The 14,036-nt window shown below is 70.4% G+C and carries 13 protein-coding genes; 7 read left to right on the top strand and 6 right to left on the bottom strand.

Going from position 1 to position 14,036, the window contains the following annotated elements; translation table 11 throughout:
- Nucleotides 1-49 precede the first annotated feature (49 nt).
- Both AB0B97_RS20185 and AB0B97_RS20180 read left to right on the top strand, forming a co-directional pair.
- Entirely contained in the window at nucleotides 50-472 is a 423-nt protein-coding gene (locus tag AB0B97_RS20185; protein WP_357495417.1) for a GNAT family N-acetyltransferase, read from the top strand.
- 70 nt (nucleotides 473-542) lie between these two features.
- The gene (locus AB0B97_RS20180; RefSeq protein ID WP_357495415.1) at nucleotides 543-1,040 is read left to right on the top strand and encodes a YcxB family protein; all 498 of its coding nucleotides are present in this window, start codon (nucleotides 543-545) and stop codon (nucleotides 1,038-1,040) included.
- A gap of 45 nt (nucleotides 1,041-1,085) precedes the next feature.
- Here AB0B97_RS20180 and AB0B97_RS20175 read toward each other — a convergent pair whose 3' ends face one another.
- On the bottom strand, nucleotides 1,086-1,688 hold the full coding sequence (locus AB0B97_RS20175; protein ID WP_357495413.1) for a helix-turn-helix domain-containing protein: 603 nt from the start codon (nucleotides 1,686-1,688) through the stop codon (nucleotides 1,086-1,088).
- 84 nt (nucleotides 1,689-1,772) lie between these two features.
- Between AB0B97_RS20175 and AB0B97_RS20170 the strand changes: the two genes are divergently transcribed.
- The 3 genes from AB0B97_RS20170 to AB0B97_RS20160 all read left to right on the top strand — a co-directional run bounded on the left by AB0B97_RS20170 (nucleotide 1,773) and on the right by AB0B97_RS20160 (nucleotide 4,843).
- A complete protein-coding gene (locus AB0B97_RS20170) occupies nucleotides 1,773-2,507 on the top strand; it encodes an SDR family oxidoreductase (protein WP_357495411.1) in 735 nt (244 codons plus the stop codon).
- A 336-nt stretch (nucleotides 2,508-2,843) separates the two neighbouring features.
- Nucleotides 2,844-4,076 (top strand): cellulose-binding domain-containing protein, encoded by a 1,233-nt coding sequence (locus AB0B97_RS20165; protein ID WP_357495409.1) that lies wholly within the window; start codon nucleotides 2,844-2,846, stop codon nucleotides 4,074-4,076.
- Between the two features lie 155 nt (nucleotides 4,077-4,231).
- Nucleotides 4,232-4,843 carry a YdeI/OmpD-associated family protein gene (locus AB0B97_RS20160; protein WP_357495407.1) on the top strand — a complete coding sequence of 204 codons (612 nt, stop codon included), beginning with the start codon at nucleotides 4,232-4,234 and terminating at the stop codon, nucleotides 4,841-4,843.
- A gap of 112 nt (nucleotides 4,844-4,955) precedes the next feature.
- On the opposite strand, the gene AB0B97_RS20155 is transcribed toward AB0B97_RS20160, so the two are convergent.
- The 5 genes from AB0B97_RS20155 to AB0B97_RS20135 form a co-directional block, all read right to left on the bottom strand.
- On the bottom strand, nucleotides 4,956-5,258 hold the full coding sequence (locus tag AB0B97_RS20155) for a transcriptional regulator (protein WP_357495405.1): 303 nt from the start codon (nucleotides 5,256-5,258) through the stop codon (nucleotides 4,956-4,958).
- Between the two features lie 3 nt (nucleotides 5,259-5,261).
- Nucleotides 5,262-5,717 carry a hypothetical protein gene (locus AB0B97_RS20150; RefSeq protein ID WP_357495403.1) on the bottom strand — a complete coding sequence of 152 codons (456 nt, stop codon included), beginning with the start codon at nucleotides 5,715-5,717 and terminating at the stop codon, nucleotides 5,262-5,264.
- Between the two features lie 148 nt (nucleotides 5,718-5,865).
- Nucleotides 5,866-6,618, bottom strand: coding sequence for a GNAT family N-acetyltransferase (locus tag AB0B97_RS20145; RefSeq protein ID WP_357495401.1), 753 nt, complete (start codon nucleotides 6,616-6,618; stop codon nucleotides 5,866-5,868).
- Between the two features lie 4 nt (nucleotides 6,619-6,622).
- Nucleotides 6,623-7,627, bottom strand: a complete 1,005-nt coding sequence (locus tag AB0B97_RS20140) for a sigma-70 family RNA polymerase sigma factor (protein ID WP_357495399.1) — start codon at nucleotides 7,625-7,627, stop codon at nucleotides 6,623-6,625.
- Between the two features lie 263 nt (nucleotides 7,628-7,890).
- Nucleotides 7,891-9,954, bottom strand: coding sequence for a glycogen debranching N-terminal domain-containing protein (locus AB0B97_RS20135; protein WP_357495397.1), 2,064 nt, complete (start codon nucleotides 9,952-9,954; stop codon nucleotides 7,891-7,893).
- 594 nt (nucleotides 9,955-10,548) lie between these two features.
- On the opposite strand from AB0B97_RS20135, the gene AB0B97_RS20130 reads away from it, so the two are divergent.
- Complete coding sequence (locus tag AB0B97_RS20130; protein WP_234587624.1) at nucleotides 10,549-11,865, top strand: cellulose binding domain-containing protein; 1,317 nt, start codon at nucleotides 10,549-10,551, stop codon at nucleotides 11,863-11,865.
- Nucleotides 11,866-12,418: 553 nt separating this feature from the next.
- Nucleotides 12,419-13,960 carry a non-reducing end alpha-L-arabinofuranosidase family hydrolase gene (locus AB0B97_RS20125; protein WP_357495395.1) on the top strand — a complete coding sequence of 514 codons (1,542 nt, stop codon included), beginning with the start codon at nucleotides 12,419-12,421 and terminating at the stop codon, nucleotides 13,958-13,960.
- Nucleotides 13,961-14,036: the final 76 nt, after the last annotated feature.

The following is a 14,036-nucleotide window of genomic DNA, read 5'->3' as shown; positions in this document are numbered from 1 at the left end:
CGGGCCGCTCGGGCGCCCGCCGGTGCCGTGCTCGCCTAGACTCCGACGGGTGGACGTGCGCAAGGGCGGCGTGGCGGACGCGGCGGCGCTCGCGGAACTACGCGGCGTCGACGGACACAAGCTCGGGGCGTACGCGGACTGGGTGGCCGCCCACGCGGAGACCCACCTGCCGTTCGTCGCCGAACTGGACGGCCGTGTGGTCGGAGCCGCCTGGCTCCTCGTCGCCCAGCGGGTGCCCAGCAACGAGTCGATGGGCCGGTGGTACGGCGACGTGCAGTCCGTCGCGGTCCGCGAGGAGTACCGCGGTCGCGGTGTCGGTGGTGCGCTGATCGCCGCGATCCTGGCCGAGGCCCGGACGCGGGGGCTGCTGCACGTCACCGTTCACTCCAGCCGCCGCGCGGTCGACTTCTACCTGCGCAACGGCTTCGTCCACCACCGTGAGCTCCTGCTCTGGGAGCCGCCCGCCTCCTGACCGGACGGGTATCCCGCACGGGCGACGGGTCCGGCGGTGCCCGGGGCGGTCCGGGAACTATCGTGCTGGGGTGCACATCCGTTTCGACGTCCCCGCTGATCCCGACTACCCGGGTCGCGTGGCGGCCACGCTCGGCGGTGTTCGGCTGCGCCGGTACAGCTACGTCGGCGCGGTGCTGGCGGCGGTGGGGGTGATCGGTCTGGTCGTCTCGCGCGGATTCGCGTCCGGCGAGCGGTCGACACCGCTGTGGATGGCGTTGCTCGTGGGCGGCGTGCTGTCGATGCTGTACCTGCCGTGGGTGCGGTGGCGCGCACGTCGCCGCTCCGGTCGTTACGCCGTCGAGGGCGGCTACGACATCACCGACGACAACATCATGATGCGCAGCGGCTCGGAGTCCGGTGGTATCGCGTGGGACGGCGTCGCCCAGGTGAAGGACACCCCGGACTTCTGGATCGTGTACGTCGGGCGGATGCCGGCGACCGTGATCCCCCGGTGGTTGATGTCCGCCGAGGATGCCGAGACGCTGCGGGCGTTCATGGCCGACCGCGGGCTGCTCCGGCACGGGTGAATTCAGGTCCCGCCGAGGTGCGGGATCGCGGGTTCTCGGCGGACTTCACCCCGGTCGGGGTGCGTCGTCGCCGAAGGCCGCCGCGAGCGCCGTCGCGATCAGGTCAGGCAGGTCGGTGCGTCCGTCGTCCTGCGCCCACCGCACCAGCGCGGTGTGCATCGCGGCCAGGCAGGCGCTGGCAGCGGCTGCCGCCGCGAAGGCCGTGTCCGGATCGGCGGCCTCGTCCCCGAGGCCGTCCACGATGGCCTGTTGAAGCACGTACTGGCTGTCCAGGTGCCGGGCGCGGAGAGCGGGCGTAGAGATCATCAACCGCAGGCGGGCTAGCAGGAGCCGGTCGTCGCCGGCGGTCAGCGCCCGCGCCGATTCGACGAGCGCGCCGCCGATGCGGCGCACGAGGGGCTGCCCGGCAGGCGTCGCGGCGATCTGTTCGGCGACCAGTATGCCGTTCTGGTCGAACAGCACGAGGTCCTCCTTCGTCGGGAAGTGCCGATACAGCGTCATCGGAGACACGCCAGCGGCCTGTGCGACGTCGTTCACGGTCGTGCGGTCGTACCCGCGTTCGACGAACAACCGGACCGCGTGGGCCTGGACCATGCGCTGCGTCTCGGCCCGTCGTTGCTCGCGAAGTGTTGGGTGTCGCTCGCCCATGTGTTAGACACTATCGCACTGGTAGTAGCTATCACATTGGGAGCGACTAACACTATGAGCGAGCTGAGTGGTAGGACCGCATTGGTGACCGGCGCGTCACGCGGCATCGGCCAGGCGATCGCGCTCCGGCTGGCGGCGCGGGGAGCGACGGTCATCGCGCACTTCGGCGCGGACGAGGAGGGCGCGGCGGCGACTGTCGACCAGATCCTGGGTGACGGTGGAACGGCGTACGCAGTCGGCGCGGAACTGGGTGTGGAGGGAGACGTCGAGACGCTGCTCGCCGGCGTCCGGACCAGCCTGGCCGGGCAGCCACTGGACATCCTTGTCAACAACGCGGCGGCGCCACCTGCGGGCCCGCTCGGCGCCACGACACGGGCGGCGTTCGACCGTCTGTTCGCGGTCAACGTACGTGCGCCGTACTTTCTCATCGAGCGGGCGTTGCCGATGTTCCGCGACGGCGGCCGGATCATCACGATCTCGTCCGCGGCGACCCGGATGGCCAACGCCACGCAGACGTCGTTCGCCATGACCAAGGGCGCGGTCGAGACGATGACCCTGACACTGGCCAACCAGCTCGGCGCCCGGGGCATCACGGTGAACGCGGTAGCGCCCGGCGCCACCCGGACCGCGACCAACCAGGGGGTCTTCGAGACGCCCGGTCTGGCCGAGCTGATCACCGGAATGACGGCGCTCGACCGGCTGGGTGGCCCCGACGACATCGCCGACGTGGTCGCGTTCCTCGCCTCCGACGCCGCGCGCTGGGTCACCGGGCAGGTCATCGAAGCGAGCGGCGGCCTCTTTCTGGGCCCGCGTCCCTGACCGTGACGGACCTGTTGCGGGCTGGACGAGGAAGCGCAGGTGCGCCGGTGTCGGCCCGGCCACCGGACAACGTGCGGGCGGCGTGATCCCACTCGGAGGTGTGACGCTTGATTCAATAGGAATCTGTCAATAGATTGAGGGCGGGCGCCGCCGAGGTCCGGGCAACCGGGCCGTCGGCGACTGACAGGTCCACCCCGAGCCGGGCACGTCGGTCGTACGCATCGACCAGTCGCTGTGGCGCATCGCCGCGCCGCACCCGGCGCGTTGTCGCGCCGCGTCCGTCACGGACGCGCGCTGCCGCGCCGATTCCCCAGCTTGATGGCAGAAGGACTTCTCATGACGATTCTCCGCGCCCGCCCCGCCCCGACCCTGGCGGTCGTCGCCGCGCTGGCCGCCGCCGTGACCGCGACCGGAACGGCAGTGCTCGTGGTGCCCGCCGCGGCTGCCCAGGGCTGCCGGGTCGACTACACGCCCAACCAGTGGCCCGGCGGCTTCACCGCCAACGTCAAGGTCACCCCCGGCGACAGCGCCGTCTCCAGTTGGACCGTCACCTGGACGTACGCCGGGGACGAGCGCGTCACGAACGGCTGGAACGCCACGGTCAGCCAGTCCGGATCGACGGTGACGGCCCGCAACATGTCGTACAACGGCAGCATCCCGGCCGGCGGCGCCACCGAGTTCGGCGTGCAGGGCACGTACGGCACCAGCGGCGGCTCGCCGAGCGGGTTCAGTCTGAACGGCGTGCCGTGCAACGGCACCGGGCCGACCCCGACGACCGGCGTGCCCACCACGCCGCCACCGACGACGCCTCCGCCCACGACGACGCCTCCGCCCACGACGCCTCCGCCGACGACGCCACCGCCCACCACACCGCCGCCGGCCGGGTGTGCCGGTGCGGTGCTCTGCGACGGCTTCGAGAACCAGACGGGCTCGACGCCGTCGGGTGACTGGACGGTGGTGAACCCGGACTGTTCCGGCGCCGGCACGGCCACCATCGACACGACCACCACGCACAGCGGCAGCCGGGCGGTCCGGATCAACGGCGCGGCCGGGTACTGCAACCACGTCTTCATCAGGTCCACCAAGAACCTCAGCAGCGTGGGCAGTGTGCGGTACGGCCGGATCTGGGTGCGGCACACCACCGCCCAGCCCACCGACCACACGACCATGATGGCGATGGCCGACGCCGCCGACGGCAACAGGGACCTGCGGATGGGCGGCCAGAACGCTGCCCTGCAATGGAACCGCGCCTCCGACGACGCGACCCTGCCCGAGCAGAGCCCGGCCGGGGTGGCGCAGAGCGTGCCGCTTCCCATCAACCGGTGGACCTGCCTGGAGTTCATGGTGGACGGCTCGGCCGGTCAGCTGCGTACCTGGCTGGACGGCACGGCGATCGCGGGGCTGACCGCGGACGGCGTACCGACGCACGACATCGACGGCCAGTGGTACAACCGCACCTGGCGTCCGCAGCTCACCGACCTGAAGCTCGGCTGGGAGAGCTACGGCAACGGGGCCGACACCCTCTGGTACGACGACGTCGCGGTCGGGTCCAGCCGGATCGGCTGCTGACCCTCCGGAACCTGGCAGGAGACAGCTGGATGTGCCAAGGGTGTGGCCCGGTCGACGTGTCACACCCTTGGCCGTTCCGACTGCCCCGGCCGGCGGTCGGGTCGGGACGTCCACCGACAGCCGTAGCTGTCACAGGGCGGCGATAGCCTGCTGCCATGGCGAGCGCCGAACTGGAAGAGTTGATCGTCACGGACGCCGGCGCGCTGCGCGCATGGTTGTCGGAGAACCACGCCACGTCGCCCGGCGTCTGGCTCGCCCTGACCAAGAAGGGCGGCACGGTCACCACGCTGACCTGGCAGCATGCGGTCGACGAGGCGCTGTGTTTCGGCTGGATCGACGGGCAGGCCCGCAAGCGGGACGAGCAGTCCTCCTGGATCCGGTTCACCCCTCGCCGGGCCCGCAGTGTCTGGTCCCGACGCAACGTCGAAAACATCGCCCGGTTGGAGGCGCAGGGACTGATGATGCCCGCGGGCCGCGCGGTGGTGGAGGCCGCGAAAGCCGACGGACGGTGGGCCGCCGCGTACGCCCCGCCGTCGGAGGCCGAGGCGCCGGCCGACCTGCTCGCCGCCATCGCCGCCGAACCCGCCGCCCAGGCCATGTTCGACGTGCTCACCAAGGCCAACAGGTTCGCGCTCATCTACCGCCTCAACGCCGTCAAACGGGCGGAGACCCGCGAGCGGAAGATCGGCGAGTTCGTCGCCATGCTGGCCCGCCACGAGACCGTCTATCCGCAGAAGGCCCGGCCGGCGGGCGCCCCGCCTTCGTGATCACGGCGCTCCGCTGGCCCCAACCCGGGGCGTCGAACAGGTCCGCCCGGCCGCGCGCCGCGACAACGACGTCCGCCGACCGTACGCGCCCCCGGGAACGGCGAAGGGGCTCTCAGTCGGCGCCGTCCACGCGGGCGGCGATCTCGCGCAGGGCGGCGATGTGGGCGCTCAGGGCGGCCCGACCGGCCGTGGAGAGGTTGATCCAGGTCCGTGGGCGCTTGCCCACGTAGCCCTTGCGTACCTCCACGTACCCGCCGTCGCTCAACGTCGAGATCCGCTTCGACAGGGCGGAGTCGCTGAGCTCCACGGCGTCGCGGACGAACGCGAACTCGGCCCACTCGGTCCCCGCCAGCAGCGCCAGGATGGCCAGCCGGGTGGGATCGAGCAGGGCCGGGTCCAGCTTCGGGTCGGCCACCGGTCAGGCCGTGCGGGTGAGCACGCGGTGCTGCCACCACGGGCCGGCGGCGGCCAGCAGGACACCGATGATCACGCCGCTCCACAGCCAGACGTGCGGGACGTCCAGAGCGGTGGCGAGCGCGGTGCCGCCGATCAGCAGGGCCAGCACCAGTGCCGACCACAGCAGGCTGGCCGGGCTGGGGACGATGCGCGGGCGCACCGGCCGGCGCAGCAGGGTTGCGCCCCACCGGGTGTTGCCCGCCATGGAGAGCAGCAGCAGCAGGATGACGATTGTGGTGCCGTACGTGCGCACGAAGTCCGGATACCGGTCCGCGAGGACTCCGTAGGCCGCGACGAGGACACCGGCCCCGAGCCAGGTCCACCGTGACCGACTGGCGGCCGCTACGGTCTGGCCCCGCCGCCGGTCGACGTCCTGCAGAGCCCGTCGTGCCTCTTCGGGTGTCGGAGTGGTGCTCATCAGGCAGCTCCTCGGGGTGGGGAAAGTACTTGCTCGTACGGAAAGCTAACACTCACTTTCCGTACGAGCAAGTACTTGCCGGGGCGGGAGGTCCCGGGTGGCAGCGCTGCCGCCCGACAGTCATGGACCGGGCGGCAGCGCTGGGGAGTCACTCCGGGAGTTGGTAGAGGCGGTAGCGGGCGACGGTCTCGAAGCCGATCTGCCGGTACACCGGCTCGCCCTCGCTGCTCGCCTGGAGCGTGACGATCTGCCGTCCCGAGGCACGGGTGAGGCGCAGCGCCTCGCGGGTGAGCGCCGTGGCGATGCCCCGCCGACGAAAATCGGGGTCGGTGGCGATGCAGTACAGAGCGCCGATGTCGGTGCCGAGCGACAGGGTGCACGTGCCGACGGTGCGGCCGTCGATCGTGCCCGCGAGGCGGACCACGTCCGGGTAGGCGAAGTTCAGCTCCCGGTCGACGGCGAGCGCGGGATCCCCGGGGAGGCCGAGCGGCCCGGCGTACGCGCCGACGTACTCCAACATCTCGGACGGGTCGGCGACGTGCCGGATCCGCAGGTCGCCCGGCGCATCGACCTCGGCCACGGTGGTCACGTCCACCGCCATCACGGGCATGTCGGCGATCTGCTTCGCGCCGCGGTCGAGCAGGCCCTCGGCGGTGCCCTCGTCGCTGTCCGCCCCCACCCACCAGCCCCAGTGCGAGCCGGTCAGGTGCTTCCTCGCCTCCGTGATCGCCTCGTCGAGTGGCAGATCGCGGACGCGAAGGACCCCGTTGAGCAGCGGGTGCGCAATGTCGGTGCGATAGGTGGGCAGGTCGGTGTCGGGGTCGGTGCCCGCCCAGCCACACCAGTACCGGCGGTTGGCGGCGAGTTGCGGTTCCAGGTCGTGGATGGAGTACGTGGTCATACCCTCAGGACATCCCTGGGCTGGCAGAAGTTCGATTCGCCGCGGAAGAAATCTCCGGCCGGGCCGGCCGCGGGGTGTGCAGGAGGCGCACCTCGCGTACCAGGCCCCCTTTCTCCCGGAGCAGCCAGGTCGCGCCGGGTGGGCAGTGGAACGGGTCCTCCGGCGGGTTGATGAAGGCGTTCTCCCAGATCGTGATGCCGGAGCCGGCCAGCACTCCGGTGATCTTGTGGCTGACACCGAGGTCGTTGTCCTGCCGAATGACCGCGAAGAGTGGTTCCCTCCCGATCGTCCGGGTGCCGTCCGGCCACCAGAAAACCATGTCCTCGGCCCAGCGCGCGGCCACCTTGGTCACGGACGCGCCATCGGCCACCGCCGACAGGATCGTCGCCGCCTCCTCGCGCCGCTCGGCGCGCAGCGTCCCGGCCCCGTCGTGCCGCGCGTCCCGGACGCGGGGGAGGACCTCGGCCAGCTGCCGACGCGCCTCGCTCAGGCGGCTGCGGACGGTGCCGACCGGGGTCCCGCACAGCTCCGCGATCTGCTCGTACGAGTTGTTCTCGGTGAAGTAGCGCAGCAACGCCACCGTCTGGGCGGCCGGCGACAACTGCTGCAGCCCGTGCCAGACCCAGTCCCGCATGGCGCTCTGCTCGATGCGGGCGACCGGGTCGTCGAGCTCCGAGGCGAGCAGGTTCTCACCTGCCACTCCGACCGGCACGGGCCTGCGCGCGCGCAGCATCGTCCGGCAGTTGTTGCGGACGATGGCGTGCAGCCACTGTCGCACCGCGCCGGGATCGCGCAGCTCACCGATCCGGCTGAACGCCGCGATCGCCGCGTCCTGGCAGGCGTCCTCGGCGTCGGGCCCGCCGCCCAGAATGCGGTGGGCCACGGCGAGCATGCCGGCGTAGTGACAGTCGAACAGCAGCGCGAAGCTGCGGGGATCGCCCTGCTGGGCGCCCCGGACCAGCTGCGCCGTGTCGTCGGCCGGCACGGGTCTCGAGGTCGAAAGGAGCATGCCGGAACGCTAGCTCGACCTCCACGAGAAGTGGTCTTCCCCGAATCTCGACAGCCAGGGCCAAAGCGGGCAATGGAAGCCGGGTGACGCGCCGAGCCAGGCACAGACCTGGGCGGTCGAGAGCAACGGCGACCACCCCAAGCTGGCGGACATGGCCGCGTCCGGTCAGGCCGGCCCGAAGGACGTCCGTGACCGAGCACGAGCCGCTCACCGACGCGATCGGCGCGTACCGCGATTTCGATCTGCGCAGCCCCGGGCGCCGCTCAGGCGGAGGAGGGCAGGCGCGAGCCCGAGGCGTCGACGGTCTGCCGCGTCCCGTGCACGGTGACGCCGGTCAGCCGGATGCTCCCCAATGCCTCGGGGATGCGCGGATCGGTGCCGAGACGGCCGTCGCGGACGTCGAGCCCGAGCATCGACCGCAGGAGCAGCAGGGGTGCGCCGCTGGCCCAGGCCTGGGGATTGCAGGCGGTGGGGTAGGGCACGGGCCGTCGTCCGAGCGATCGGTCGTACCCGGAGAACGCCTCGGGCAGGCGGTAGTCGAAGTGTGCCGCCGCATCGAGCATCGCCATCGCGATCCGGTTGGCCGCGTCCCGGTGGCCGTACCGGGCGAGCCCGGCCGCGATGATCGAGTTGTCGTGCGGCCACACCGTGCCGAGGTGGTAGCCGATGGGGTTGTATCCCACATCCTCGGTGGACAGGGTCCGGACACCCCAGCCGGAGAACATCGCGTCGGACATCAACTGCCGAGCCACCGCGGCGGCGCGATCGGGCGGGACGATTCCGCTCCACAACAGGTGACCCATGTTCGAGGTCATCGAGTCGATGGGCCGCTTGTCGGCGTCGAGGCCGATCGCGTAGTAGCCGCCGCGCGTCGGCAGCCAGTAGTCACGGTTGAACCGCTCGCGCAGATCGGCGGCCTCGCCACGCAGGCGTCGCGCCAACGGGGCGTCGGCCCACGGCCCGTCGGCGAGTTCCGCGGCGCGGAGCTTGGCGTCGTAGGTGTAGCCCTGGATCTCGCAGGTGGCGACCGGCAGGTCGGGGAGCCTGCTGTCGGCGAACTGCACACCGTCCGGTGAGTCGCGCCAACACTGGTTGCGCATCCCGTCGGGGGAGCGCGTGGCGTACTCGACGTAACCGTCGCCGTCGCGGTCTCCGAATTCGTCGATCCACCGCAGGGCGGCGTCGGCGTTGGGCCGCAACTGCCGCACCAACGCGTCGTCGCCCGTCCACCGCCAGTACTCCGAGAGCAGGATGAGCCACAGCTGGGTGGTGTCGGCCGAGCCGAAGCAGGGGCCGTACGGTGCGATGCCGAGCTGCGTCAGCTCCCCGGAGCGGAACTCGTGCAGGATCTTCCCGGGCTCCTGGTCGCTGAAGTGGTCGACGGTGTTGCCCTGGTGGGCGGCGAGCGTCACCAACGCACCCCGCGCGACGTCCGGTCCACAGCTGATGCTCTGGTAGGCGGTGACCAGCGTGTCCCGCCCGAACACGGTCAGGAACCAGGGCATCCCGGCGGCCAGCAGGACGACCTTCTCGCCGTTGATCTCCTTGACGATGCGCATCGACAGCAGGTCGGCGGCGGACTTGTGATAGACGTTGCGCAGCAGTTCCGAATCCGCGCTGAGGTCCGGCTTGTTGGCCACCCACCGCGATGCCAGGTCGTCGGCGTCGGGGTCGTGTGCCTCGCCGAAGGCGCGGCCGCGCGGCCGGTAGTCCGCGCCCTGGCAGTTCAGCAGCACGCGCAGCTCGCAGTTCCAGGTGTCACCTCGCCCCAGGTGCACGTCCCAGACCAGCGCGTCGCCTTCGACCTGGTCGGCAGGTGGGTTTGCCTCGACGGTCGTGCCGGCCGACCAGTGCGAGTTCTGGTAGGAGAAGCGCAGGGTCGAGCCGTCCGACAGGTGGGTTCGGCGGATGTCGGCCCGTCTGCTCCGCCCCGCCCGCTTGATCTCGAAGAGGTCGGCGAAGTCCACACCAACATCCAACCGCAGGCGTACGCGGACCGGTTCGGTGCCGAAATACTGCACCGCGATCCGCTCGTGCATGCCGTCTCCGACGAACCGTTCCCGCCGCACGCCGATCCTGTTCGCCTGCAGACCCGGCAACTCCGGATTGGCGAGGAAGAACGCCGCGGAATAGGCATCGACCGCGCTGGCGCTGAGCACGAGTGGGGCGAGCCCGTCGAGAGTCAGCTGCCAACGGCTGAGGTAGCGGGTGTCGTCGTGCACCAGACCGGCGATGGAGTCGCCCGGCACGTCACCTGTCGAATTGGACAACATGAAGGTCCGGCCTTCAAAAATGCCGATGGAGTCCGAGCCCAGTTCCGGGGGCATGTCGCGATTGGCGCCGCCGTGAGCCTGTTCCTGCTGTTGCGTCGGCCGCGAATTCATGGCACCCGCACCTCCCCGTTTGGCAGGGGCGGCCCCGCCGTGCACGTTCGCAGTCTAGGACTCGAAAAGATGACCTCGCTGCGATATCGAAGGGCACTGCCAGCGGCGTCCGCAAACCCGGGGCCGGGCCGCTCCGTCCGCTGTGGCCGGTTCCGCGGCACTCGGCCGGTTGAGGATGTTATCGATAACATGCTATCTTTCGGCGCGGGAGCGAAGGGCACGCTCCCAGTCACCTCAGTCAATCGGCAGAGGCACGCCGAGGGCTCGCCCTCGGGCCGCTTCGCCGGTCGGTGACCAGTCCGGGCCGCTCCGCCACTGCCAGGCGACCGCAGGCGGTCGTCGGACGACCCTGGTCCGGCTGCACTCCCCGCTTTCCTTGCCCCGTCACGGACAACCCCGGCAGCGACGGTACGGCCCGTACGCGACCCGTGTGCGCCATCCGGCCCCAGGAGCATGCCGGCCCGCACACCGGTGCGAACCGACTCGTCGACGGCGAGGTGCATGTCCTACGGACGATCAACGGCAAGGAGTCGAGCAATGGTCAAACGGAGACAACTCTTCTCGTTCGTCGCGGCCGCGGTGGTTTTCGCCGCGGCGACAGGTGGTGCGCTGCGCGGCGGATTCGGCACCGAGGCGGTGGCCGCCACCAACGGCACCCTCGCGGCGACCGCGGGCTGCGGCAAGGCGCCCACTCTCACCAGCGGGACGCGCACGATTTCCAGCAGCGGCCAGAATCGCAGCTACATCCTCCAGATCCCGGGCGGTTACGACAGGAACCGTCCGTACCGACTGATCTTCGGCTTTCACTGGCTGAACGGCTCGGCCAACAACGTCGCCTCGGCCGGCTACTACGGGCTGGCGCCGTTGTCGAACAACAGCACGATCTTCGTCGCGCCCCAGGGTATCGACGCCGGCTGGGCCAACACGAACGGTCGGGACCTGACCCTGTTCGACGACATTTCCCGGCAGGTCGAGAACGACCTCTGCGTCGACACGACCCAGCGTTTCGCCCTCGGCTGGAGTTACGGCGGGGCCATGAGCTACGCGGTGGCCTGCGCCCGACCCACAGTCATCCGCGCGGTCACCGTGCTCTCCGGCGCCAACCTCAGCGGCTGTAACGGCGGCACCCAGCCCGTCGCGTACTTCGGCATCCACGGCATCCACGACAGCGTGCTGAACATCTCCCAGGGCCGGGCGTTGCGCGACACGTTCGTCCGGAACAACGGCTGCACCGCACAGAGCCCGCGCGAGCCCAGCCAGGGCAGCCTCACCCACATCACCACCACCTACTCCGGCTGCCGCGCGGGTTACCCCGTGCAGTGGGCCGCGTTCGACGGCGACCACACCCCGAGCCCGGTCGACGGGTCGTCCAGCCCCAACGACTCCAGGACCTGGACCTCGGCGGAGATCTGGCGATTCTTCAGCCAGTTCCAGTCCACCACGCCGCCGACCACGCCCCCGCCCACCACGCCCCCGCCGACCACGCCGCCTCCCACCACGCCGCCTCCCACCACGCCGCCGCCGACGACGCCGCCGCCGACCGGGGAGCCGGGCAGCTGCGCCGCCACCTACCGGGCCGTCAACAGCTGGCCGGGCGGCTTCCAGGGTGAGGTCACCGTCGCCAACAACACCGCCACCTCCATCAGCGGCTGGACCGTACGCCTGACACTGGCCAGCGGCCAGGCCATCAGCAGCCTCTGGAACGGCACCAACACGGGCACCACCGGCAACGTCACAGTCCGCAACGCCGCCTACAACGGCGCCCTGGGCCCGAACGCCTCGACCACCTTCGGGTTCACCGCCACCGGCAACGGTGACACCGCGCCCAGCAACGTCACCTGCACGAGCCCCTGACCACTGAGCCCGGGGTCCGGAGCCACCAGCTCCGGGCCCCGGGTCGGGGTTCGACCCGGCGGTCACCGCCACGGCGGGCAGCGTTCGCGCGGCGGGGGCCGTGCGCCGGGTGACGCGAGCTTCGGCGGCACGCCTGTCGGAGCGCCGACGCCCGAGGCGGCCGGGACCAGGTCATGAGTGGACGTCAATGTTAGCGCCAACCATTCCGGATCTTCCGAGGCGTCTTCCCCGTTCGAGGACCGCGGACGGTGTGGTGGCCGCGCATGATCGGCGTCGATCGGTCGCGCCGTGCGTGGGCGCGGGTCGCCGGCTCACCGAAGCGCCAATGTTACGACTTGACGAACAGCATGTTATCGCTCACAGTCGATGGTCAAGGACGGCGGCGGCTACGGCTTACGGGGCGGGCCTGCTCCGCCAACCTTGGTTCAGGCGTGCGTCCACAGCATGCAGGGGATCTTGTTAGCGCGAACATTCCCGACGCATGCACCCGGTCGCGTGTCGCGGTGCGCCCAGCTTCGGGTGACCGTTCGGCTCCTGGTGATTGAGGAGGATCATGTCTGCCTTTGGTAGGTCTCCGTCGACGGCACCGCCCTCGCGGCGGCGAGGGTGGTTGGTGCGGGCAGTGGCCGCCGGCGCGGCAGCGGTGGTGGTCGCCGGCGCCGCAGCGATGGCGGTGTCGTCACCCGCGTCAGCGGCGACTGTGGACACCAGCGCGTGGTACGTGTTGGTCAACCGCAACAGCGGCAAGGCTGTGGACGTGTACAACCTGGCCACGAACGACGGTGCGCGGATCACGCAGTGGACGCGTAACAACGGGAACCAGCAGCAGTGGCAGTTCGTGGACTCCGGAGGTGGTTACTACCGGGTCAAGTCGCGGTTGTCGGGCAAGGTGCTGGACGTCTCCGGCCGCTCGACCGCCAACGGCGGGGCGATCGTGCAGTGGTCCGACAACAACGGCACCAACCAGCAGTTCCGGTTGGCCGACTCGGACAGCGGCTATGTGCGGTTGATCAACCGCAACAGCAACAAGGCGATGGAGGTGCAGGGCGCGTCGACCGCCGATGGTGGCAACATCGTGCAGTACGACGACTGGAACGGCACCAACCAGCAGTGGCAGCTCGTGCGCGTCGACGGCGGGGGCAACCCGACCACGCCGCCGCCCACCACGCCGCCGCCGGGCGGCACGTGTGATCTGCCGTCGTCGTACCGGTGGTCGTCGACCGGCGCGTTGGCGCAGCCGAAGTCGGGCTGGGTGTCACTCAAGGACTTCACCGTCGCCCCGTACAACGGCCGGCAGTTGGTCTACGCGACCACCCACGACTTCGGCTCGTCGTGGGGCTCGATGAACTTCGGCTTGTTCACCAACTGGTCGGACATGGCCTCGGCCAGTCAGAACACGATGAACAGCGGCACCGTCGCGCCGACCCTGTTCTACTTCGCGCCCCGCAACATCTGGATCCTGGCCTACCAGTGGGGCGGCGCCGCGTTCTCCTACCGCACCTCCACCGACCCGACCAACCCCAACGGCTGGTCCGCGGCGCAGACCCTGTTCACCGGCAGCATCTCCGGCTCCGGCACCGGCCCCATCGACCAGACCCTCATCGCCGACAGCACCACCATGTACCTGTTCTTCGCCGGCGACAACGGCAAGATCTACCGCGCCAGCATGCCGATCGGTAACTTCCCCGGCAACTTCGGCAGCACCTACACCACCATCATGAGCGACTCCACCAACAACCTGTTCGAAGCCGTGCAGGTCTACAAGCTCCAAAACCAGAACCGCTACCTCATGCTCGTCGAGGCCATCGGCTCGCAGGGCCGCTACTTCCGCTCCTTCACCGCCACCAGCCTCGGCGGCACCTGGACCCCCCAGGCCGCCACCGAGAGCAACCCCTTCGCCGGCAAAGCCAACAGCGGCGCCACCTGGACCAACGACATCAGCCACGGCGAGCTGATCCGCACCAGCGCCGACCAGACCTTCACCGTCGACCCCTGCAACCTGCAACTGCTCTACCAGGGCCGATCCCCGTCCTCCAACGGTGTCGACTACGGCCTCCTGCCGTACCGACCGGGCCTGCTCACCCTGCAACGCTGACCCTGCACCACCCCACGACCCGGGGCGGGTTCGGCACCACGCCGAACCCGCCCCGCGTCACGTGCCAGGGCCGTCC

This window comes from Micromonospora sp. NPDC049004, from assembly GCF_040649315.1.
Taxonomy (GTDB): domain Bacteria; phylum Actinomycetota; class Actinomycetes; order Mycobacteriales; family Micromonosporaceae; genus Micromonospora.
This window is presented reverse-complemented; position numbering and strand designations above follow the sequence as displayed.

Excerpts from the sequence above, each read along its gene's own strand:
- AB0B97_RS20145 (WP_357495401.1), bottom strand. The coding sequence starts at position 6,618 with ATGACCACGTACTCCATCCACGACCTGGAACCGCAACTCGCCGCCAAC.
- AB0B97_RS20130 (WP_234587624.1), top strand. The coding sequence starts at position 10,549 with ATGGTCAAACGGAGACAACTCTTCTCGTTCGTCGCGGCCGCGGTGGTT.
- AB0B97_RS20135 (WP_357495397.1), bottom strand. The coding sequence starts at position 9,954 with ATGCCCCCGGAACTGGGCTCGGACTCCATCGGCATTTTTGAAGGCCGG.
- AB0B97_RS20125 (WP_357495395.1), top strand. The coding sequence starts at position 12,419 with ATGTCTGCCTTTGGTAGGTCTCCGTCGACGGCACCGCCCTCGCGGCGG.
- AB0B97_RS20160 (WP_357495407.1), top strand. The coding sequence starts at position 4,232 with ATGGCGAGCGCCGAACTGGAAGAGTTGATCGTCACGGACGCCGGCGCG.
- AB0B97_RS20175 (WP_357495413.1), bottom strand. The coding sequence starts at position 1,688 with ATGGGCGAGCGACACCCAACACTTCGCGAGCAACGACGGGCCGAGACG.
- AB0B97_RS20165 (WP_357495409.1), top strand. The coding sequence starts at position 2,844 with ATGACGATTCTCCGCGCCCGCCCCGCCCCGACCCTGGCGGTCGTCGCC.
- AB0B97_RS20150 (WP_357495403.1), bottom strand. The coding sequence starts at position 5,717 with ATGAGCACCACTCCGACACCCGAAGAGGCACGACGGGCTCTGCAGGAC.
- AB0B97_RS20140 (WP_357495399.1), bottom strand. The coding sequence starts at position 7,627 with ATGCTCCTTTCGACCTCGAGACCCGTGCCGGCCGACGACACGGCGCAG.